This is a genomic window from Mesorhizobium loti CJ3sym (genome assembly GCF_000472785.1).
Lineage (GTDB): Bacteria > Pseudomonadota > Alphaproteobacteria > Rhizobiales > Rhizobiaceae > Mesorhizobium > Mesorhizobium loti_E.
On record NZ_AXAL01000014.1, the window covers coordinates 1 to 21391 of the forward strand.

At 62.9% G+C, this 21391-nt stretch carries 24 protein-coding genes; 15 read left to right on the forward strand and 9 right to left on the reverse strand.

Annotation, left to right across the window (positions count from 1 at the left end; genetic code table 11):
* On the forward strand, positions 1-255 hold a 255-nt coding region (locus A3A9_RS0119845), incomplete at its 5' end, for an IS5/IS1182 family transposase (RefSeq protein WP_027060331.1).
* Positions 256-271: 16 nt separating this feature from the next.
* Here the strand turns inward: A3A9_RS0119845 and A3A9_RS0119850 are convergent.
* The 3 genes from A3A9_RS0119850 to A3A9_RS0119860 form a co-directional block, all read right to left on the reverse strand.
* A complete protein-coding gene (locus tag A3A9_RS0119850) occupies positions 272-1042 on the reverse strand; it encodes a sulfite exporter TauE/SafE family protein (protein WP_027060332.1) in 771 nt (256 codons plus the stop codon).
* A gap of 92 nt (positions 1043-1134) precedes the next feature.
* A complete protein-coding gene (locus A3A9_RS0119855) occupies positions 1135-1863 on the reverse strand; it encodes a class I SAM-dependent methyltransferase (protein WP_027060333.1) in 729 nt (242 codons plus the stop codon).
* Between the two features lie 67 nt (positions 1864-1930).
* Entirely contained in the window at positions 1931-2389 is a 459-nt protein-coding gene (locus A3A9_RS0119860; protein WP_027060334.1) for an Lrp/AsnC family transcriptional regulator, read from the reverse strand.
* Between the two features lie 132 nt (positions 2390-2521).
* Here A3A9_RS0119860 and A3A9_RS0119865 point away from each other — a divergent pair, with 132 nt between their 5' ends.
* From A3A9_RS0119865 to A3A9_RS0119905, 9 genes are all read left to right on the forward strand, one after another.
* Positions 2522-3427 (forward strand): DMT family transporter, encoded by a 906-nt coding sequence (locus tag A3A9_RS0119865; RefSeq protein ID WP_027060335.1) that lies wholly within the window; start codon positions 2522-2524, stop codon positions 3425-3427.
* Between the two features lie 122 nt (positions 3428-3549).
* Positions 3550-4197 (forward strand): thiamine phosphate synthase, encoded by a 648-nt coding sequence (locus A3A9_RS0119870; RefSeq protein WP_027060336.1) that lies wholly within the window; start codon positions 3550-3552, stop codon positions 4195-4197.
* Positions 4198-4243: 46 nt separating this feature from the next.
* Complete coding sequence (locus A3A9_RS0119875; RefSeq protein ID WP_430515892.1) at positions 4244-5239, forward strand: tetratricopeptide repeat protein; 996 nt, start codon at positions 4244-4246, stop codon at positions 5237-5239.
* Positions 5240-5393: 154 nt separating this feature from the next.
* Positions 5394-5960: an elongation factor P gene (gene efp / locus A3A9_RS0119880; RefSeq protein ID WP_013529127.1), complete on the forward strand. Its 567-nt coding sequence runs from the start codon at positions 5394-5396 to the stop codon at positions 5958-5960.
* A gap of 24 nt (positions 5961-5984) precedes the next feature.
* Positions 5985-6785, forward strand: coding sequence for an inositol monophosphatase family protein (locus A3A9_RS0119885; RefSeq protein WP_027060338.1), 801 nt, complete (start codon positions 5985-5987; stop codon positions 6783-6785).
* 118 nt (positions 6786-6903) lie between these two features.
* Complete coding sequence (trhA, locus tag A3A9_RS0119890; protein ID WP_027060339.1) at positions 6904-7590, forward strand: PAQR family membrane homeostasis protein TrhA; 687 nt, start codon at positions 6904-6906, stop codon at positions 7588-7590.
* Positions 7591-7695: 105 nt separating this feature from the next.
* Positions 7696-8721, forward strand: a complete 1026-nt coding sequence (locus A3A9_RS0119895) for a MotA/TolQ/ExbB proton channel family protein (RefSeq protein ID WP_027060340.1) — start codon at positions 7696-7698, stop codon at positions 8719-8721.
* A 1-nt stretch (position 8722) separates the two neighbouring features.
* On the forward strand, positions 8723-9754 hold the full coding sequence (locus A3A9_RS0119900) for a peptidoglycan -binding protein (protein WP_027042027.1): 1032 nt from the start codon (positions 8723-8725) through the stop codon (positions 9752-9754).
* Positions 9755-10006: 252 nt separating this feature from the next.
* On the forward strand, positions 10007-10435 hold the full coding sequence (locus A3A9_RS0119905) for a hypothetical protein (RefSeq protein ID WP_027060341.1): 429 nt from the start codon (positions 10007-10009) through the stop codon (positions 10433-10435).
* Positions 10436-10527: 92 nt separating this feature from the next.
* Here the strand turns inward: A3A9_RS0119905 and A3A9_RS0119910 are convergent, their stop codons facing one another.
* The gene (locus tag A3A9_RS0119910; protein WP_027060342.1) at positions 10528-10881 is read right to left on the reverse strand and encodes a DUF1304 domain-containing protein; all 354 of its coding nucleotides are present in this window, start codon (positions 10879-10881) and stop codon (positions 10528-10530) included.
* Between the two features lie 368 nt (positions 10882-11249).
* Between A3A9_RS0119910 and A3A9_RS0119915 the strand changes: the two genes are divergently transcribed.
* The gene (locus tag A3A9_RS0119915; protein ID WP_027060343.1) at positions 11250-12734 is read left to right on the forward strand and encodes a carboxypeptidase M32; all 1485 of its coding nucleotides are present in this window, start codon (positions 11250-11252) and stop codon (positions 12732-12734) included.
* Positions 12735-12917: 183 nt separating this feature from the next.
* The gene (locus A3A9_RS39135; RefSeq protein WP_152536142.1) at positions 12918-14888 is read left to right on the forward strand and encodes a DUF3857 domain-containing protein; all 1971 of its coding nucleotides are present in this window, start codon (positions 12918-12920) and stop codon (positions 14886-14888) included.
* A gap of 12 nt (positions 14889-14900) precedes the next feature.
* Here the strand turns inward: A3A9_RS39135 and A3A9_RS0119925 are convergent, their stop codons facing one another.
* The gene (locus tag A3A9_RS0119925; protein ID WP_027060344.1) at positions 14901-16700 is read right to left on the reverse strand and encodes an ABC transporter transmembrane domain-containing protein; all 1800 of its coding nucleotides are present in this window, start codon (positions 16698-16700) and stop codon (positions 14901-14903) included.
* A 206-nt stretch (positions 16701-16906) separates the two neighbouring features.
* Here A3A9_RS0119925 and rpmE point away from each other — a divergent pair, with 206 nt between their 5' ends.
* Positions 16907-17128, forward strand: a complete 222-nt coding sequence (gene rpmE, locus A3A9_RS0119930; RefSeq protein WP_027031640.1) for a 50S ribosomal protein L31 — start codon at positions 16907-16909, stop codon at positions 17126-17128.
* A gap of 121 nt (positions 17129-17249) precedes the next feature.
* On the opposite strand, the gene A3A9_RS0119935 is transcribed toward rpmE, so the two are convergent.
* Positions 17250-17891 (reverse strand): TetR/AcrR family transcriptional regulator, encoded by a 642-nt coding sequence (locus tag A3A9_RS0119935; RefSeq protein ID WP_027060345.1) that lies wholly within the window; start codon positions 17889-17891, stop codon positions 17250-17252.
* A 117-nt stretch (positions 17892-18008) separates the two neighbouring features.
* Between A3A9_RS0119935 and A3A9_RS0119940 the strand changes: the two genes are divergently transcribed.
* Positions 18009-18842, forward strand: coding sequence for an NAD(P)H-binding protein (locus A3A9_RS0119940; RefSeq protein WP_027060346.1), 834 nt, complete (start codon positions 18009-18011; stop codon positions 18840-18842).
* Position 18843: 1 nt separating this feature from the next.
* Positions 18844-19320 carry a DUF1772 domain-containing protein gene (locus A3A9_RS0119945; RefSeq protein ID WP_027060347.1) on the forward strand — a complete coding sequence of 159 codons (477 nt, stop codon included), beginning with the start codon at positions 18844-18846 and terminating at the stop codon, positions 19318-19320.
* Positions 19321-19361: 41 nt separating this feature from the next.
* Here the strand turns inward: A3A9_RS0119945 and A3A9_RS0119950 are convergent, their stop codons facing one another.
* The 3 genes from A3A9_RS0119950 to A3A9_RS0119960 all read right to left on the reverse strand — a co-directional run bounded on the left by A3A9_RS0119950 (position 19362) and on the right by A3A9_RS0119960 (position 21251).
* Entirely contained in the window at positions 19362-19673 is a 312-nt protein-coding gene (locus A3A9_RS0119950) for a SelT/SelW/SelH family protein (RefSeq protein ID WP_027060348.1), read from the reverse strand.
* Positions 19670-20392: an RDD family protein gene (locus tag A3A9_RS0119955; RefSeq protein ID WP_027060349.1), complete on the reverse strand. Its 723-nt coding sequence runs from the start codon at positions 20390-20392 to the stop codon at positions 19670-19672. Before A3A9_RS0119955 ends, A3A9_RS0119950 begins: the two co-directional genes overlap by 4 nt.
* 109 nt (positions 20393-20501) lie before the next feature.
* Positions 20502-21251 carry a YebC/PmpR family DNA-binding transcriptional regulator gene (locus tag A3A9_RS0119960; RefSeq protein ID WP_027060350.1) on the reverse strand — a complete coding sequence of 250 codons (750 nt, stop codon included), beginning with the start codon at positions 21249-21251 and terminating at the stop codon, positions 20502-20504.
* Between the last annotated feature and the right edge of the window lie 140 nt (positions 21252-21391).

The following is a 21391-nucleotide window of genomic DNA, read 5'->3' on the forward strand; positions in this document are numbered from 1 at the left end:
GGGGATAAAGGCTACGACGCCGACTGGTTCCGCACGGCCCTGGCCAAGCGCGGCATAGTCGCCTGTATCCCGTCCAAAGCCAACCGCAATCTGCCGATCCCGCACGACACCTTGCTCTACAAAAGCCGCCATAAGATCGAGAACATGTTTGGCAGGCTCAAGGACTGGCGGCGCATCCACACACGCTATGACCGCTGCGCCCACACCTTCATGTCCGCGATCTGCATCGCTGCAACCGTAATCTTCTGGCTCTGATCAATGAGTCCTGAGCCTAGAGAAGGCCGGCGATACCATCCCAGACCAGCTTCAGCGCCACCACCGCGACGGTGGCGTAGGTGAAGGGATAAAAGATCTCCGGCCGCATGCGCCGCACCAGCCAGGCACCGGCGATGGTCGACAGCGGCGCCAGCGGCATCAGCACCGCGGACGCCGTCAGATTGGCGGTGTCAAACTGGCCAAGCGCGAAATAGGGCACGAGCTTCAGAGCATTGGTGGCGGCAAAGAAGATCGCCGCCGTGCCCGACAGCACCTTCGGATCAAGCCGGATCGGCAGTGCATAGACCTGGAAGGGCGGGCCGCCCACATGGGCGACGAAGCTGGTGAAGCCGGCGACCGTGCCCCAGATCGCGGCCGCGACGCGGTTGGGTTCGGCCGCATGGTCGGAGCCATGGCGAAACTGCAAATAGAGCCAGCGCAGCACGAAGATGATGGCGACAGCGCCGACGATCAGCCGCACGGCCTCCTCGGTGACCAGTGCGGCCGTCAGCCAGCCGAGGCCGATGCCGACGACGGCGCCCGGCATCATGTCGACCAGCATCTTTCTGTCGTAGACGCCCCACCACGTCCACACCGAGACGATGTCCATCAGGCACAGGATCGGCAGCAGGATGGCGGCCGCCTGCACCGGCGGGATGGTCAGCGCCATCAGCGGCACGCCGACGAAACCGACAGCGCCGCCGAAGCCGCCCTTGGACAGGCCGACCAGAATGACCGCCGGGATGGCGGCCGCGTAGAACCACGGATCGAGAAGCATGCCTGACATGGGAGGGACTGGTCTGGAGGGAAAGCGCGCGTCAATGCTTGATAACCCAGAATAACGTCTCGGGCGACTGGAAATCCCGGCCAGCGCCTGCCCTATCGCCGCGCCGAGACCAGCAGGAAGATCGGTCGCTCGAGCTCTTCCGCCAGTTCCGGTTTGGCCGCGATCTGGGCGTCCGTCGGGCGGAATTCCTCGACATGCCCGATCGTGAAGCCGGACCGGATCAGCGTGTTGAGCGTGGTTCCGATGGTGCGGTAGTGTTTCACCACGCCCTTGGCCAGCCAGTCGGTCTTGCGCGGGCCTTCCACCAGATACTGGTCGACGGGCCATGTCTTGCGGCCCTCGGCATCGATCGCCCAGCCGGGCCTGCTGGGAGCCATGTAGATCGGATGTTCCGTCGAGAAGACGAAATGCCCGCCGGGCGACAGCGCCTGATGCACCGTCCTGAACAGGCGCACGACGTCCTCGACGTAATGCAGGGCAAGCGAACTGTAGGCGAGATCGAAGCCGCCTTGCGGCAGGCTGAGCTGGTCGAGGTCGGCTGCCTCATACGTGATGCCGGTCTCCGGACCGGCGGTTCGCGCGCGGGCAAGCATCTTTTCCGAAAGGTCCAGCCCAAGCACCTGGCTCGCCCCATGCTCATGCGCCCAGCGGCAGAACCAGCCGAAGCCACAGCCGAGATCGACAACCCTTGAACCCCTAACTTCAGGCAGCATCGCGCGCAGCGCCGGCCATTCGGCAGCACCGTCCAGGCCTTCGATTGACCGGCCAAGCCGGCTGTAGCCCGCGAAGAAATCCGACTGGTCGTAGATATTCTGCGCCATGTCTTGCTCGTTCCTCAGCCAGCCATCTGGCGGACCGACAGCGCCTTTCCACCATGGCCATGCGGAGTCAAGACAATGAGGCCGATGGCAACCCAAGCGGTGGCGGCCGCCGCCGGATCGGCTGCGCCTTGATGATGGCGGTGCTGGTCTCGGCCTTGTCGGCGATGCGGTCGAGAATGCCGTCGAGGTCGCCGATCGAGCGCACGAACAGCCGGGCGACGAAACAGTCGTCGCCCGTCACCTTGTCGCATTCGCCAAACTCGGCAATCTCCTCGATCAGCTTCTGCACGACGTGCAGCTTGCCCGGCAAAGGCTTGATGCGCACGATCGCCTGCAACGTATAGCCGAGCGCCAGCGGATCGATCTCGACGGTGAACGCCCGTATGACGCCGCGCTCCTCGAGCCGCCTAAGCCGCTCCGAAACGCTTGGCGACGACAGCCCGACCTGGGAAGCCAAATCTTTCAGCGAGGTTCGTGCATCCCTCACCAGGATTTCGAGGAGACTTCGGTCGAGATCATCCAGCATTTCATATTTCTCTCTGATTCGGCATGAATGCCTAATATAATTAGGTTACATATCCATATCGCCTTTTCCACATGATGGAAAGCGCCCACGCCGCATGAGATTATGATGTCTCAACTGGCTCAAAGGTCTATCATGAACGATACGGTACGCGGCACGGTCGAAATGTCGTCAGCAATGGCGATCCTGGGAACGATCGGATGGTTCGTCATCATGTCCGGCCAGCCGATCATGGATGTCGTGTTCTGGCGCTGCGCCTTCGGCGCGGTAACGTTGCTCGTCATCTGCGCTTGCCTCGGATTGCTGCGCAACAGGCTGTCGCTGCGCGTCATTGGCCTCGCCGCACTCGGCGGTGCGGCCATCGTCATCAACTGGCTGCTCCTGTTCAGTGCCTTCTCCCGCGCGTCGATCTCGATCGCCACCGCTGTCTACAACACACAGCCCTTCATGCTGGTCGGCTTCGGCGCACTCTTCTTCGCCGAGCGGCTGACCCTGACCAAACTGACCTGGCTGGCAATAGCCTTCGCCGGCATGGTGCTGATCGTCGAGGCCGCCCCTGACGCGGGTGATGTCGGCACAAACTATTTTGCCGGCATCCTGATGGCCCTGGCCGCTGCCTTCTTCTGGGCCGTCGCGGCCATCGTCACCAAGAAGCTCAAGGGTACGCCGCCGCATTTGATCGCGCTCATCCAGGTCTGCGTCGGTGTCGTCATGCTGGCGCCCTTCGCCAATCTCACGCATCTTTCGGCCGACCCATGGAGCTGGGCCATGCTGGCGACGCTCGGCGTCGTCCACACCGGCCTGATGTACATACTGATGTACGGAGCAATCCAGAAGCTGCCGACGCCTCTGCAGGGATCGCTGTCCTTCATCTATCCGGTCGTTGCCATCCTGGTCGACGTCACCGCCTTCGGCCATCGCTTGCATCTCAGCCAGGTCGTCGGCGCCGCCGCTATCCTGCTTGCTGCGGCGGGCATGAATCGCGGCTGGACATTGTGGAAGTCGAAAACGTCCGTAACGAGCCCGCAACCAATCAAGTAAAACGGCCGCCCCTGCCGCCAAATCGCGATCCTGGCTGCCCGCCTGTTCAAAGCGGGCAGTTTGCTCTATGCCGCAATCCAACCATCTTCGCCCGGCATAGGCGAAACCGGGATTGAAGAACCATGAATGACGCAACGCCCCCAAACCGCTGCCGCATCGTGCTGATCGCGCCGCCCGGCGTGCCGGCCGCCCGCATTGCCACCGCCTTCGACGGCGGCGACGTCGCCTCGCTGATCCTGCCCGAGAACGGCATGGACGAAGCTTCCTTCCAGGCTTTCGCCGAAAAGATCGTTCCTGCGGCCCAGGCCGCGGGCGTGGCCGTCGTCATTGCCGGCGACACCCGCATCGCGGGGCGCGTCCAGGCCGACGGCATCCATGTCGAGGTCTCCAAGGCCGAACTCGCCGAGACGATCGAGCATTTCCAGGCGAAAATGATGGTCGGCACCGACGGCGCCAAGACGCGTGACGATGCGCTCGAGCTTGGCGAGACGCGGCCCGACTACATCTTTTTCGGCCGCTTCGGCTACGACAACAAGCCCGAGCCGCACCCACGCAACCTGTCGCTGGGGCGCTGGTGGGCTGACATGATCCAGATCCCCTGCATCGTCATGGCCGGATCCGATCTGGCTTCCGTGGAGGAAGTGGCCGCCACCGGCGCCGAGTTCGTCGCGCTGTCGAGCGCGGTGTTCGCTGATGGCGTCGATCCGCAAGCGGCGATCGCCCGGGCCAATGCGTTGCTCGACGAAACCGCGCCGCGCTTCGAGGACTGATGTGGCTCCGGTGAGGCTTCCCCTTCAGGCCTTGCTTGCAGCGGTCATGATTCAGGCCGCCGCAGCCGAAACCATACCCTTGCCGCAGCCCAAGCCTGAAATCGGCGTGCACACCGACAAGCCGATCGAAAAGCAGCTGCCGCAGCCCGCCACCACGGCGGAGCCGGCACCGCTGCCCTCGGCCGACAGCGTCAATCCCGACCGCTTCGGGGCCAAGCCGGCCGACGCAGCCTACGGCGCCTTTCAGCGCGGACTCTACAAGACGGCCTACGATCTCGCGCTGGTCCGCGCCCAGAATGGCGACCCGGCGGCGCAGACATTGGTGGCCGAGATCCAGTCGCGCGGGCTGGGCGTGCCGTTGAACGCGGCGGAGGCGGCGAAATGGTACGCCGCCGCCGCGGAACAGGGCGTACCGGAATCGCAGTTCCAATATGCGCTGATGCTGCTCGACGGCCGCTACGTCAAGAAGGACACCAAGGAGGCCTACGCGTTGATGCAGGCCGCCGCCGAAGCCGGCAACCAGTTGGCGCAGTTCAATTTCGCGCAGATGCTGGTCCAGCAGGATCCCGGCGACGCCGGCCTGGCCAAGGCGGTCTCCTATTATGAGCGCGCCGCCGCGACCGGTCTCCCCGACGCCCAGTACGCCATGTCCCAGATCTATGCCAACGGCGTTGGTGGCAAGCCGCGCGACGATGCGCAGGCAAGGCGCCTGCTGGCACAGGCCGCACGGCAGAACTATGACACCGCGCAGATCGATCTCGCTGCCTGGATGATCGAGGGCCGCGGCGGTGGACGCGACCTGAAATCGGCTTTCGGCTGGACGAGGCAAGCTGCGGAAGGTGGCAATGTCGCCGCCCAGAACCGCCTGGCAAAACTCTATATGCAAGGCATCGGCACTGACCCGGACCTGGTGCTCGCCGGCGCCTGGTACATCGTTGCCCGCCGCGCCGGCCTGATCGATTCCGATATGGACGATTTCCTGCAAGGGCTGAGCGAGGACCAGACCAAACAGGCCCTGCAGAAGGCGAACCGCCTGCCCTGATAATGGCGCATGCTATTGCCCGGCGCCGCGGCCCTTCCCGCCCGCTCCCTTGCCTCTTCCGGTGTTTTGTGGTCTTGGGAGCCCGAAATCGCTTTCCCAGCGAACATCCCATACCGACGGCCTGGCCGTTGGCAGCATTCCGGATCCCATCATCATGGCCAAGATCAATGGCAACGAAATCCGTCCCGGCTACGTCATCGAGCACGATGGCGGTCTGTGGGTGGCGGTCAGGACCAACACCGTCAAGCCCGGCAAGGGCGGCGCCTACAACCAGGTCGAATTGAAGAACCTCATCAACGGCACCAAGCTCAACGAGCGCTTCCGTTCGGCTGAAACGGTCGAGCAGATCCGCCTCGACCTGAAGGATTTTTCCTTCCTCTACGCACAGGAAGACGCGCTGGTGTTCATGGACACCCAAAGCTACGAACAGCTCGAACTAAACAAGGACTTCGTCGGCGACCGCGCCGCCTTCCTGCAGGATGGCATGATGGTGACGGTGCAGCTCTATGAGGAGAGGCCGATCGGCATCTCACTGCCCGACTATGTGACGCTGACCATCACCGAGGCGGACCCGGTGGTGAAGGGACAGACGGCCGCGTCCTCCTACAAGCCGGCGATATTGGAGAACGGCATCCGTGTCCTGGTGCCGCCCTTTATCGGCGCCGGCGAACGCATCATCGTCGACACCAACGAAATCACTTACGTGCGCCGCGCAGACTGACGCGCGGGTACAGGAAGACACACGATGGCACGCTCAGCCCTTCTTAACGTCATGGTCCAGGCCGCAATGAAAGCCGGCCGCTCGCTGTCGCGCGACTTCGGCGAGGTCCAGAACCTGCAGGTCTCGCTGAAGGGGCCAGGCGACTATGTCAGCCAGGCCGATCGCAAGGCCGAGGACATTCTGTTTGCCGAGCTGTCGAAGGCGCGTCCCGGCTACGCCTTCCTGATGGAAGAACGCGGCGTGGTCGAAGGCGATGACAACCAGCACCGCTGGATCGTCGATCCGCTCGACGGCACCACGAATTTCCTGCATGGCATTCCGCTCTTCGCCGTCTCGATCGCGCTGGAGCGCCAGGGGCAGATCGTGGCCGGTGTCATCTACAATCCAGCCATGGACGAGCTCTATACGACCGAGCGCGGCGGTGGCGCCTTCATGAACGACCGCCGGCTGCGCGTCTCCGGCCGCACCAAGCTGGTCGACACGGTGATCGGCTGCGGCATGCCGCATCTGGGACGCGGCCACCACGGCAATTTCCTCGTCGAATTGCGCAACGTCATGGCCGAGGTCTCGGGCGTGCGTCGGCTCGGCTCCGCCGCGCTCGATCTCGCTTATGTCGCCGCCGGCCGCATGGACGGCTTTTGGGAAACCGGCCTGTCGGCCTGGGATATCGCCGCCGGCCTGCTCCTGATCCGCGAGGCGGGCGGTTTCGTCTCCGACATGGAAGGCGGGCAGGACATGCTCGACAACGGCTCGGTCGTCGCCGGCAATGAGGTCATCCAGCGCGCGTTGCTGAAGACGGTGAAAAAACCGCTCCCCTCTCGTTGACAGGCAAGCCGCGCTGACACGGCACGGCGCGCTGAAGCGCCGCAGTCGTAAAACGGCAAACAAACCTTGAAATACTGTCTCGCGGTTGCCCAGATGAAGGGGTGACGCAGGACGAATGATGACAAATATCCCGCCGCAACTCGAAATCCCTTTTGTCGGCCGCTGGCACTATTCCCGCGCGGAGATGATCGCCGACGGCATCGTCCATGCTGTCGGCATCGTGCTGGCGATAGCGGCCGGTTCGGCGCTGCTGGCGCTGGCGGCGTTTCGGGTCGGGCCGGGCGAATACATCGCCGCCGCCTTCTATGTCGTTTCGCTGCTCACCGTCCTGTCCGTGTCGATGACGTACAATCTGTGGCCGGTGACGTCGCCGGCCAAATGGGTCTTGCGGCGCTTCGACCACGCCGCGATCTATCTGCTGATCGCCGCCACCTACACGCCTTTCCTGGCCCAGCTCGACGGCTCACCGCTGGCCAGCTGGATGATCGTCCTCGTCTGGAGCGCCGCGGCGATGGGCATCGCCATCAAGGTGTTTTTTCCCGGCCGTTTCGACCGGTTGGCTGTTGTCTTCTATCTCGCCATCGGCTGGAGCGGCATCCTCCTGGCAAAGCCGCTTGTCCAGACCCTGCCAACGACGTCGCTTGCGCTCATCATAGCCGGTGGTGTCGTCTATTCCTGCGGTGTCATCTTCTTTGCCTGGAAGGCGCTACGCTTCCACAATGCGTTGTGGCACGGCTTCGTCGTTACCGGCGCCGGCCTGCATCTGGCCGCCATGGTCGACTGTCTGGTCATCAATCGCCTCTGACAATGACTATCGGTGTGGCAATATTGCCAAGCGCCATTCAATTTGGTCACAATTCCGTTTAGAGTCGCCAGCTACGTGATCGGCGGCATCGGAAACGGGGCACGGATGGCTTTTCTCAAATCCTTCGGCATGGGCAGGCGCTCCGACGTCCTGATCTACGATCCGCACAAACTGTCGAGTCCGCAGGTTTTTCTGCTGACCATGGTCATCTTCCTGGCCATCGTCGCCTTCATTGCCGCTATCCTGACCCGCCAGATCTCGACGGCTTTTGGCAGCAATCCCGGCCTCAATGGCCTCATCGTCGGCGTGCTTGCGGTCGGCATCCTGCTGGCCTTCGCCCAGGTCGGACGGCTGTTTCGCGAAGTGCGCTGGGTCAACTCCTTCCGTGCCGGCTCCGAGACCACCGAACCAGTGCTGCTGGCGCCGATGAAGGCGATGATCGGCCGCTCGTCAGCGACGGCCTTTTCGACCAGTTCGATGCGCACGATGCTGGATTCCATCGCCACGCGCCTCGACGAAAGCCGCGACACCTCGCGCTATCTCGTCGGCCTCTTGGTGTTCCTCGGCCTGCTCGGCACCTTCTGGGGCCTGTTGAACACGATCGGCTCGATCCGCGAGACCATCGAATCGCTCGATCCCGGCACGGGTGATGCCGCCGCCGTGCTCGATTCGCTGAAGCAGGGCCTGTCGGCGCCGCTGGCCGGCATGGGCACGGCCTTCTCGTCCTCGCTGTTCGGTCTGTCCGGCTCGCTTGTCCTCGGCTTCCTCGACCTGCAAGCCGGCCGCGCCCAGACCCGCTTCTACACCGAGCTGGAAAACTGGCTGTCCTCGGTCACCGACCTGTCGTCCGACATCGTCGTCTCCGACCCGGCGAAGGCCGAATCCTCCGACGAGATCAGGGTGCTGTCCGAACGGCTGCGCAGCATGCAGGAGAATGGCGGCGGCTCCAACCCGCGCGTCGCCACCGCCATGGCCAATCTCGCCGATGGCATTTCCGGGCTAGTTAAGAACATGCGCTCCGAACAGCAGATCATGCGCGACTGGGTCGAGGCGCAGTCCGACGAGCAGAAGGCGATGCGCAACACGTTGGAAAAGATCGCCGACGCCCTGAAGAAGCCCGGGGTGCACTAGCATGGCGCTCGCCAGGGGCCGGCGCACCGATCGCCGCATCGACTATTGGCCAGGCTTCGTCGACGCGCTGTCGACATTGCTCTTGGCCATCATGTTCCTGCTCACCGTCTTCGTGCTGGCGCAGTTCCTGCTCGGCCGCGAACTCTCCGGCAAGGACACGGCACTCACCCGTCTCAATTCGCAGATCAACGAACTGACGCAGCTTCTGGCGCTAGAGCGTTCGACGGCGCAGGACAAGGATGATTCGCTGGCCAATCTGCAGGCATCGCTGTCAGCGGCGGAGGCCGAGAAGAGCCGGCTCGAACAATTGCTGGCGCAAGGCGCGGGCGCCGGCGACGCTGCCACCCAGCGTGCCGTGGAGCTCGGCGGCGAGCTCGACAGCCAGCGCCAGATCAGCCAGCAGGCATTGAGCCAGGTCGAGATCCTCAACCAGCAGATTGCAGCATTGCGCAAACAGATCGGCGCGCTTGAGGATGCGCTCAACGTATCCGAAACCCGCGACCACGATTCCAACACCAAGATCGCCGATCTCGGCCGCCGCCTGAACGTCGCCCTGGCGCAGCGCGTACAGGAACTGAACCGCTACCGCTCGGACTTCTTCGGCCGCCTGCGCGAGATCCTCGCCGACCGCGAGAACATCCGCATCGTCGGCGACCGCTTCGTCTTCCAGTCGGAAGTGCTGTTCCCGACCGGCTCCGAGGTGATCAACGATGCTGGCAAGGTCGAGATGAAGAAGCTCGCCGACGCCATCATCGAACTGCAAAAGGAAATCCCGCCCGAGATCAACTGGGTGCTGCGCGTCGACGGCCACACCGATAACAAGCCGCTGTCCGGCACCGGCCGCTATCGCGACAATTGGGAGCTGTCGACAGCGCGTTCGACCTCGGTGGTGAAGTTCCTGATCGAGAACGGCGTACCGGCAAACCGGCTGGTCGCCGCCGGCTTCGGCGAGTTCCAGCCGCTCGACCCCGCCGATACGGATGAAGCGCGCAACAAGAACCGCCGTATTGAACTGAAGCTCACCGAACGGTGATCCATCATCACGGAAAAGTCACGCGAACTTGTTCGCCGACTCAACTCTAGGGCGCAGAGCCGAGCCGGCAAGGCCTGAAAAGATTATCTTTTTTTAATTACACATCGTCGCAAAGCAGTCCTAGCGTCCTGTGCAGGCCGAGAACCGCCGGCGATGAATCCCCCCTCATCGCGACGCGACGGAACCGGACGGCCGACAGCTGGAAGGCAGGCGAAAGAACCGCTGCCTTCCTCTTCAGGAGGAGACGCAACGATGCGCTCTTTTACCCCCTCGCTCAGAACCGCAACCCTGACGGCGTTCCTCGTCGCCATCCCGCTCGCAGGCGCCTATGCCGCGGGCCATCACAAGGGCGCCCTCGATGCCGCCGCCCCGACCGACTTGACGGGTCCGCGTGTCGAAGCTCTCATCGAACAGGCTCAAGGTGTCCGCCAGGGCATAGTCGACGCACGCCAGGCCAACAACATCACCCCGGCCGTGGCGGAACACCTGGAAATGCGCACCAACCAGATCCGCCAAGCGGCCGAGAGGATTGCCGCGTCGGATCACGGCAGGATACCGGCCGCGCAGTATCATGATCTGCTGGGTCATCTCGACCGTGTCGACCAGCGCTTGAGGATCGATATCGGCAGCGGTTTCCTCATGGGTGACGGCTCCGACGGCGGAAGCTATCCGAACGGCTGAAGCCTCTGGCAAGGTTCAAGAGGAAGGGACCATTTGGCGCCTTCGGGACCCCAATCCCGCGGGCGTCCTTTTTCCTCAACTGTCCCGCTTCCCTACCAACCAAGCCAGACCGCGATCAGGGCGACCACCGCAGGCACGGTCTGGATGAACAATATCTTGCGGCCGACCGTCGCCGCGGCGTAGAGGCCGGCGACCGCCACGCACAACAAGAAGAAAACCTTGACCTGAAAACCGGCGGCACCAAGGTAAAGCCCCCAGATCAGGCCGGCGGCGAGAAATCCGTTGTAGAGGCCCTGATTGGCGGCGAGCACCTTCGAGGCACTGGCGAATTCCGGCGTCAGCCGGAACGTCTTGTGGCCGTATGGCGTGTCCCACAGCACCATCTCGAGATAGACGATGTAGACATGGATCAAGGCCACCAGCCCGACCAGGATGTTGCCGATCATGTGTTCCCCCTTCATGCGTCGCCAAGCAATTCCAGGAAAAGTGTGAAACGGTCTTCCCAGGAAAAGCGCGCAGCGCTTTCCCTAGGGAATTGCGCCAAAAACAACAAGATAGAGCGGTTCATCGTTTCCGCGAAACGATGAACCGCTCTATCAGCATTTCATGTGTGGCATCGCCTGCGCAAGGTGCATCTGCCGGATGGCGCCTAAAGCAATTCCAGGAAAAGTGTGAAGCGATTTTGCGTCCGGAATTGCGTCAAAACAAGAGTTGGAGTGGTTTGCCGTGTCCGTGAAACGGTGAGCCGCTCTAAGGGTTGCCAACGCTTTTGCGTTGGTGTCTTTTCGCGCCGTCCTCAATCACGGAAGCCGCCATGTCTTTTCAGAAACTCGACGACCTCGGCCACAAGCTCGAAGCGCTTGAGCACGCGCTGGCTATCCTCGGCGCCGATGAAGCGACGCACATGGCCGTCGGCGGCGGTGAGAAGCGTGCCGAGGCGATGGCGGCACTGGCCGGCATGTACCACACCAGGGCGACCGCGCCGGAAATCGCCGACTGGATCGCCGCCGCCGAAGGCGAGGCACTCGACGACGGGCAGCGCGCGGCTCTCGCCGAATTGCGGCGCCAGTACACCAACCTGACCTGCCTGCCGGTCGAATTCGTCGAACGCCAGACAACGGCGCGCATGCGTTGCGAGCAATTGTGGCGCGACCTGCGCGCCAAGAACGATTGGGCAGGCTTTCAGCCGGCGCTCGAGGGCGTGGTGGCACTGGTGCGCGAAGAGGCGGCCCTGCGCTCAAACGTGCTCGGCCTTGCCCCCTATGACGCGCTGATGGAGCAATACGACCCCGGCAATCGCACAGCCGACATCACGCCCGTGTTCGCCGACCTGAAGACCTTCCTCAAAGGATTTGTACCCGAGGCGCTGGCGATCCAGGAGGCGCGGCTGCGCAAGCACCCGCTGAAGCCGCTGTCAGGCACCTATGCGATCGACAAGCAGCGCGAACTCGGCCTTGCCATGATGGCGGCGGTCGGTTTCGACCTGACGCACGGCTCGCTGTCGGTGTCGCACCATCCTTTCTGCGGCGGCGTGCCGAGCGACGTGCGTATCACCACTCGCTACAAGACGTCGGATTTCCTGTCGGCGCTGATGGGCGTGCTGCACGAGACCGGCCATGCGCTTTACGAACAGAACCTGCCGAAGGCATGGGCGCACTGGCCGCTGGGCAAGGCGCGCGGCATGGCCGTGCATGAGAGCCAGAGCCTGTTCGTCGAAAAGCAGGTCGGCCGCAATCCCGCCTTCTGGCGATGGGCGCTGCAGGTGGTGGAAAAGCATCTTGGCGAGGCCTGGTCGCTCGACGATCTCCTGCCGCATGTGCATCGCGTCGAGCGCGGCCTGATCCGCGTCGACGCCGACGAGGTGACCTATCCCCTGCATGTCATCTTGCGCTACGAACTGGAGCAGGAGCTGGTCTCGGGCAGGCTGGAAGTGGCCGATCTCCCCGAAGCCTGGGACGCCAAGATGCGCGACTATCTCGGCCTCTCCACCATTGACAATCCGGCCGATGGGCCGATGCAGGACGTGCATTGGCCGGGCGCCGCATTCGGTTATTTCCCCTCCTATACGCTCGGCGCCATGATGGCGGCGCAGCAGTGGGCCGCGCTGACGCGGGAGCACCCTTCCGCCGATGACGATCTGGCGAAAGGGAATTTCGCAGCCATCAATGACTGGCGCCGCAAGAAGATATGGTCGCAGGGCTCGCGCTGGTCGACGCCGGACCTGCTCGAACGCGCCACCGGCGAGAAGCTCAACGCCGTGTATTTCGTCAATCACCTGAAGCAGCGCTACGGCGGATGAGGGCGGCCGCCGTGCCATCCCGATTTTAGTGACCGGCGACGACGCCCGGTAGATAAGACTGCAATGATCCATCATCGCCGGGCGATGACCGATCCCCCTGTCTTGCGGTATCGCCTCTACTTTTCTATCACTGGTGGTCCGCCCGTATATTGACGTGCGGATCATAAGGGCGGGTGCTTTCCGGTGACATCTTCTGCGATCACACGGCTTTTCGTCTTGATTGCCTTTGCGATTTTCTGCGCGCCGGCCATGGCCGATGCCGAAATCCACAAGGGCAGCCCCGGCGCCTGGATCGACCGGATCGAGCTTCCCAAGGCGGACCCGCGCTTCGACAGCCAGATCAAGAGCGGCATCTCCAACCTTGTCTCGGAATATCAGATCAGGCAGCAGCCCGGCGGCATCGAGGCCTTCGACCGCTATGCCTACAAGATAGTCGACCGCACCGGGCTCGAGCGCGGCGCCGCCATAAATTTCGAATTCGACCCGGCGACGTCGCAGGTCACGATGAACTGGTTGAACATCATCCGCGACGGCGTGGTCATCGACCGTCTGCCTGGGGCTAGTTTCGATGTGTTTCGGCGCGAGAAGGATGCAGAGAAAGGCCTGTTCGACGGCTGGCTGACGGCCTATGTGAATGTCGACGATGTCCGTGTCGGCGACATCATCGACTACGGCCGGACCACCGTCAGGACACCGATCGTCGGCGCAGATCTGTTTTTCCACTCGGTCGCCGTGGCCTGGGGCGAACCCATAGCGCTCATTCGCGAGAAGGTGGTATGGCCTGCGAACCAGCCCTTGGAGATCCGCCAGGTCCGGACCGACATCCAGCCGGATATCAAGACCGACAGCGCGTCGAAAACCTACATCTGGCAAAGCGTCAACCCTGCGCCGGTCAAGCCCGAGGAGAACCTGCCGGCGGATTTTCTCTCCTATCCGACGGTCCAGATTTCCTCGACAGCCAAATGGCAGGATGTCGTCGATGCGATGCTGCCTTACTATCGGCTCGACCAGGAATTGCCGGCCGCGTTCGCATCGAAACTTGACGACATCGCCGCCAGATACGCCAGCCCGGAAGACCGCATGATCGAGGCGATGCGGCTGGTCCAGGACACCATCCGCTATGTGAGCCTGTCGATGGGCCGTGGCTCCTATATTCCCCGCAGCCCAGGCACCGTGATTGCCTCGGGTTTCGGCGATTGCAAGGACAAAGCCCTGCTGCTTGCCTCCAGCCTGCGCCGGCTTGGCGTTCAGGCCGATCCGGCCCTGACCGATCTTGACGACGGACTGGCGCTTGGCGACATGCTGCCAACGATCCGCGCCTTCGACCACGTGATCGTCAAGGCGACGATCAAAAGCCAGATCTATTGGATCGACGCGACCAACTACCTGCAGGGCGGCCGGGCCGAAAACCTTGTTGCGCCCGACTATGGCTTTGCCTTGCCGATCGTCGCCGGCAAAGCGCAGATGGAGAGGATGGAGCGCAAGGAACTCTTCCAGCCGACCACCTTCGTCAGCGAAGCGTTCGATTTTCCCAAACTCAAGGGCGAGGCGCTCAAGCTGACGGTCAGCACGACCTATCGGGACGCGGATGCCGACGGCATGCGCTACAGGCTGGTTTCGCAATCGGCCACCAAGCTCGCCGACGACTATATTCAATACTACAACCGGCAGTATCCCGGGATGACAAGCCTGGCGCCGTTGTCGACACATGACGACCGCGATCGCAACGTCGTCACGACGGTCGAATCCTATGAACTGCCGGCCGAGGATCTCGACGCCGATGATCTCGTCAAGAACTTTCCGCTGAAGGCCGATGTCGGCATCAGCAATTTGCCGGAGCCGGACATGGTTGGCCGAACCGGGCCGATCTGGCTCGGCAGCCCGATGTTCAAGCGCCATCAGTGCATCGTCAGGAATCTGAAGGCGGCGTTTGTCGGCCCCGAGAAGTCCGACGACGTGATCACGCCCTATGTCGCCTTCAAGGCGCGCTGGTCAAGCACGCCGACCGAGTTTCAGGTCGACTGGTATCTCAAGACGATCGGCGACCGGGTTCCTGCCAAGGAGATCGGTTCCTATCTCAGATCACGCCGGAAGATGACCGACAACGCCTCCTGGAGTTACAATTTCGGCTATGCCGAAACCGAGGCGAACTGAGCCAGGAAATGCCTATTCCGCCGCGCCCCTGAAGGCGCTGGCGCCGGTCTCGAACTGCAGCTTGGCCAGCCGCGCATAGATGCCGCCCTTGGCGACCAGGCTCTGATGCGTGCCTTCCTCGACGATACGGCCGCCATCCATCACCAGGATCCTGTCGGCCTTCAGCACCGTCGCCAGCCGGTGCGCGATGACGATGGTGGTGCGGCCTTGCATCAGCCGTTCCAGCGCGACCTGCACCAGCGTCTCGCTTTCGGCATCGAGCGCCGAGGTCGCCTCGTCGAGCAGCAGGATAGGCGCGTCGCGCAGGATGGCGCGGGCGATCGCCACACGCTGGCGCTGGCCGCCGGACAGCGTCACGCCGCGCTCGCCAACCTGGCTGTCATAGCCTTTCTCGAGCCTGAGGATGAATTCGTCGGCAAGCGCGTCCTTAGCCGCGGCCTCGATTTCGGCGTTGCCTGCGCCTGGGCGGCCGAAGCCGATATTGTCGCGCGCGGTGGCCGCGAAGATGGTGACATCCTGCGGCACGATGGCGATGCGCTCGCGCACCGAAACGGGATCGGCTTCGCGCACGTCGACGCCATCGATCAGGATCTTGCCGGTTTCGGGATCGTAGAAGCGTAGGATCAGGGAGAAGACGGTGCTCTTGCCCGCGCCCGAAGGGCCGACAATCGCAACCGTCTCGCCGGGCATGACCTGAAAACTCAGGCCGTGGACGGCGGCACGGTCGGGGCGCGCCGGATAAGAGAAGGAGACATCGTCGAAGGTGATCGCGCCCTTGGCGACCGCCGGCAGCGGCTTTGGATCGGCCGGCGCCCGGATCGCCGGCTTCTCGGCCAGGATCTCGGTCAGCCGCTCGGCCGCACCAGCCGCCTGGGCGAGTTCGCCCCAGACTTCCGACAGCGCGCCGAGCGCGCCGGCGGCGAACACCGAATAGAGCAGGAACTGGCCGAGCGTGCCGGGCGATATCGTGCCTTCGAGCACATCGCGCGAGCCGAACCACAGCACCGCCACGACCGATGAGAAGATGGTGAAAATGGCAAAAAAGGTCAGGAAGGAGCGCGCGAAGATCGAGGAGCGCGCGGCCTCGAAGGCAGCCTCCACCGCGCCCGAAAAATGGCCGGTGACCAGCTTCTCGTTGGTGAAGGCCTGCAGCGTGCGCACCGCGCCGATCTGCTCGCTGGCATAGGCCGTCGCATCGGCAAGCGTGTCCTGCGCCTGACGCGATTTGCGCCTGACCGAACGGCCGAAGGCGACCAGCGGCAGCACGATGATTGGAATGGCCGCAATGACCAGGCTGGACAGTTTCGGGCTGGTGACGACCATCATTCCCAAGGCGCCGAGGCCGAGGATGACGTTGCGCAGCGCGACCGATGCTGTCGCGCCGACCGCTGACTTGACCTGCGTGGTGTCGGCGGCGAGCCGTGACACGATCTCGCCCGACTGGGCGGTGTCGAAGAAGGCGGGCGACAGCGTCGTCACATGGGCAAAGACATCGCGCCTGATATCGGCGACGACGCGCTCGCCAAGCGTGATGACGAAATAGTAGCGGCCGGCCGATGCCGCCGCCAACACCGCGGCCATCGCCACCAGCGCGGCAAAGTATTCGGCGATGAAGGTGGTGCTGGCTGACGAGAAACCATGGTCGATCATGCGCCGCACGGCCAGCGGCAGCGCCAATGTCGTTGCCGCCGCGATGGCCAGCGAGATAAGGGCGCCTACGACCAGCGTGCGATATCTGGTGATATAGGGGAACAGGCGGCGGAGCGGCTTGAGCGAGCGTCGGCGCTCGTCTGCGCTGCTTGATTGCGCCATCTTGGTGTGTCCTCTAGCCGCTTCAGCTTCATGCGCCTCAATATGCGCTTGCCGCGGCCTTGTGATTCAATTCCGCCTGATGTATAGGCTCGCCGACCGTTTTAGAAGCCGTGGCTCCTCAATAGCTGCAGCTTCGAGTTTTAAAAAGAGGCGCATCGACGCAGGCTTATGCCCGTCAGCCGCGCCGGCAAGCCAGGAACCGAGCCATGAAGAGCGCTATCCATCCCGACTACCACACCATCAAGGTCGTCATGACCGACGGCACCGAATACACGACCCGTTCGACCTGGGGCAAGGAAGGCGATACGATGAACCTCGATATCGACCCGAGCACCCACCCGGCCTGGACCGGCGGCCACCAGACCCTGCTCGACCGCGGCGGCCGTCTGTCGAAATTCAAGAAGCGCTTCGAAGGTTTCGGCCTCTAAGCCAAACAAGTCTTGCAGATCAAAAACCCGCCCTTGTGGCGGGTTTTTTGTTGCAACCGATGCAGATCGCCTCGGGCCAGCACTTGGCCCTACCTCCCCCTCGTGGGAGGGTGCGAGCATCCTACTCGGCCAGCAATTCCCGGAGCGCCATGCGTTTGTAGGCGGCGACCAGCCTGTCGCCCTCCTGCCGCTCGACGGAGATCGCCAGCCGCATCGCGGCCTCGCCCATTTGCCAGACGAGAAACGCCGTGGTCTCCAGGGAGACGGGGTCGGCGCCGGGACGCAATCGCTTCAGCACCGCGACGAGGAATTCGGCATTGGCGCGGCTGTCGGCGAGTTCGAGCTGGCGCAGCGCCTTGTCAGCCTGCGTACCCGACCAGATGTCGCGCATCACCGGCTCGGCCAGGAACAGCCGATAATAGATATCGACCAACTCCGAGAAAGCCCGTCGCAGGCCTTCGGCGTCGCTGACATCCTTGAGCTCGGCCGAGATGCAGGCCTGGCTTTCAGTGGTATGGCGCTCGGCCAATGCCCAGATGATCGCCCGCTTGTCGGGAAAGAACTGGTAGAGCGAGCCGATCGACACCCCTGCCCGTTCGGCGACTTCGCCCATGCGCATGGCATCGCTGCCTTGCTCGGCGATCAGCGCCGAGGCGGCGGCCAGCATGCGCTCGACCCGCTCGCGGCTGCGCTGCTGGCTTGGCGCCCGGCGCGGCGAAGCGATCTGCTCCTGCGAGGAAACGGTGGCTTCGGTGTCGTCCATCTCTAGCTCCAACCTCAACAAAATCGCCAGGAAGCGGCTTGACTCACAAAATACGAGGGTTTATCACGTTTTGCAAATGTGAGGATTTCTCATGTTTTCAAACAGGGACACCCAGAGATGACTGACACGACAACCAAACCAATCCTGATCCTCGGCGGCACCGGCAAGACCGGCCGCCGTCTCGCCGAGCGGCTGACAGCGCGCGGCATTCCGGTACGGATCGGTTCTCGTTCCGCCGCGCCTCGCTTCGACTGGGAAGCTCCCGCAAGCTGGGCTCCTGCACTGGACGACGTCAGCGCCGTCTACATCAGCTACTATCCCGACATCGCCGTGCCGGGCGCCGCCGAAGTGATCGGTGCCTTCGCCCGCCTTGCCGTGCGGCATGGCGTTCGCCGGCTGGTGCTTTTGTCGGGCCGCGGCGAGCACGAGGCGCAGCGCGCCGAAGAGATGCTGAAGGCTTCCGGGGCCGACTGGACGATCCTGCGCTGCGCATGGTTCTCGCAGAATTTCAGCGAAGGCTTTCTCGTCGAGCCGCTGCTGGCGGGCGAGATGGCACTGCCGGTCGGACCTGTCGGCGAACCCTTTGTCGATGTCGACGACATCGCTGACGCCGCCGAAGCCGTGCTGACCCAGCCCGGTCATGTCGGCCAGCTCTATGAGCTCACAGGGCCGCGGCTGTTGAGTTTTGCCGACGCGGTCGCCGAAATTGCCAAGGCGGCAGGACGCGACATCCGATTTGTCAGAATTTCGCATGACGAGTTCACGGCCTCTGTCGCGTCGCATGAACTGCCACCCGAAATTGTCTGGCTGCTCGACGAACTCTTCACCCAGGTGCTCGACGGCCGCAACGAGTCACTCACCGACGGCGTCCAGCGTGTGCTCGGCCGCGGGCCGAAAGACTTCTCCGCCTACGCAAAAGAAACCGCCGCTAGCCGAATCTGGAGTAACTGAGATGATCAAGCTTTTCCCCACCCTAACCATCATCGCCGCGATCGGCTCCGGGGTCGTCGGCGGCGTGTTCTTCGCCTTTTCCAACTTCGTCATGGCCGCACTTGCCCGACTGCCTGTCCCGCAAGGCATCGCGGCGATGAATTCGATCAACATCACAGTGATCACGCCGACCTTCATGACGGCACTGTTCGGCACCGGGCTGGTCTGCCTCGTGCTTATCGCCGGCGCCATCATCGGCTGGAGCCAGCCAGGTTCGTTCTGGCTTCTCGCCGGAGCCCTGATCTATCTCGTCGGCAACCCGATCGTGACCATGGTCTTCAACGTGCCGCTCAACGATGCGCTCGCCGCCGTCGACCCAGCCAGCACCAATGGCGCCTCCGTGTGGACCAGCTTTCTCAGGGACTGGGTGATGTGGAACCACGTCCGCACCATCACCGCCATCGTGGCGATGGCCTGCTTTATCTTCGCATTGCTTTAAGCATTGCTCCAGGAGGCCTTACGAAACGCAAAGGACTCCGCTCAGGCGGGGTCTTTGTGCGTGTGGCCTTTGCGGTCGGAATGACCGAGGTCGCGATCCGGATCGATGACATCACGGACCAGTTGCTTGAGTTTCGCCGCGTCGGGAAAACCACCATCGCGCTTGCGGTCCCAGACCAGCGTCTCGTTGCAGGAGATGGTGAAGATGCCGCCGGTGCCGGGCACCAGCGTCACCTCGCCGAGTTCGGTGCCGAAGGTGGAGAGCAGTTCCTGCGCCATCCAGCCGGCACGCAGCAGCCACATGCATTGCGTGCAATAGGTGATGACGATCCGAGGTTTCTCAAAAAGGCTCATTCATGTGTCTCGCGGGTGCGAACGGTTGTGCCGGCTATCCGATCATGGATCGGCTCATGGCCCAACGCTATCGATATTCCGATCCAGAGCGGCCAGATCAAAGCCAAGGCAGTCACTATTTCCAGCCAGGAATAGCTCGGCGCAGGTCCCGGAACGCTCCCCCAGATCTGAAAGGCAGACCAGGCCCCTGTCAGTACGAGGGGGAGAGCGCCGAGAAACTTGATCGCCTGTCGACGCAGCGCCTTTTGCAAGGGCAAGCCTTTTCTCTGCCAGTTATTCTCGTCATACACGACGAGCACCAAAGCCCGCGTGCCGACTGATCGGCCCAAGGCCATCTCCATGACAAGAAGATAGATCGCCAGGGCGGGTAACTGGAGTAAACCCTGATCCAATGTCGTAAGTCGAAACGTCTCTTCCGAACCAACTTTGATCGAAACCGTCTCGGACTTTGCAAGCTGGGCCATCTTAGCTTTTTCGACCGCCCAATCGGCAACTGGAACGTCGAAGTTATAAGATTTGCACACTTGCCGACGTTCGGGCAACAGACCGCCATGCACCTTGCCCGACCTGCATATTTCTACGAAGTGATCCTTCACCCCACCGCCGGCCACCAGGAACAGGCCAGCAACCAGAAAATAGAGGGGTATCATCACGACAAGGTAGTCGATGACCAAAGCGAGGAACCGACGCCATATGCCACCCCGGCGAGGCCAGGCCATCGCAGTGGCAACTTCAATCCCCTCCCGTCGATAACTCACTGAGCTATACGTTGGGCGGGAAGTCGTTGACTATGGTGTTCCTCTACACTTCCGCGTGACGGTCAGAAACTCACGCCGCGCTGAGCTTGGCCAAGGTCTCTTCGTCGACCTCGAAGTTGGCGTAGACGCTTTGCACGTCATCGTCATCCTCAAGCGTGGCGACCAGCTTCATCAGCGACTGTGCCCGTTCCTCGTCGACTGGAACATTGTTCTGCGGCTGCCAGATCAGCTTCACCGATTCCGCCTCGCCGAGCGCGCTTTCCAGTGCTTTCGACACCTCGCCAAGCGCCTCGAAGGCGCAATAGATCGTGTGGCCTTCCTCGTCGGTTTCCACGTCGTCGGCGCCGGCTTCGATCGCCGCGTCCATCACCTTGTCGGCGCTGCCGGCCGATTCCGGATAATAGATTTCGCCAACACGGTCCCACATGAAGGAGACCGAACCGGTTTCGCCCATCGCGCCGCCGGCCTTGGTGAAGGCAGCACGCACATTCGACGCCGAGCGGTTGCGATTGTCGGTCAAGGCCTCGACGATGACGGCGACGCCGCCTGGGCCATAGCCTTCGTAGCGCACGGCTTCGTAGTTTTCGGCATCGCCCATGGAGGCCTTGTTGACGGCGCGCTGGATGTTGTCCTTCGGCATCGACACGGCCTTGGCGTTCTGGATCGCCAGGCGCAGGCGCGGATTCATCGATGGATCGGGTGTTCCGCTCTTGGCGGCGACGGTGATTTCGCGCGCCAGCTTGGAAAACATTTTCGACCGCACCGCGTCCTGGCGGCCCTTGCGGTGCATGATGTTCTTGAACTGTGAATGGCCAGCCATGGCACCCCTGTCGCCTTCTCGGCTAGAGCATTTTGCGGCGAGGTCGATCACCGCGCCTTTGCAAAAATGCTCGAATTCAAAATTTCAGAGCGTCGGCGCTGCAACCCGCGGAAGCACGGCGTTCTCTGTCGGAATGGCCG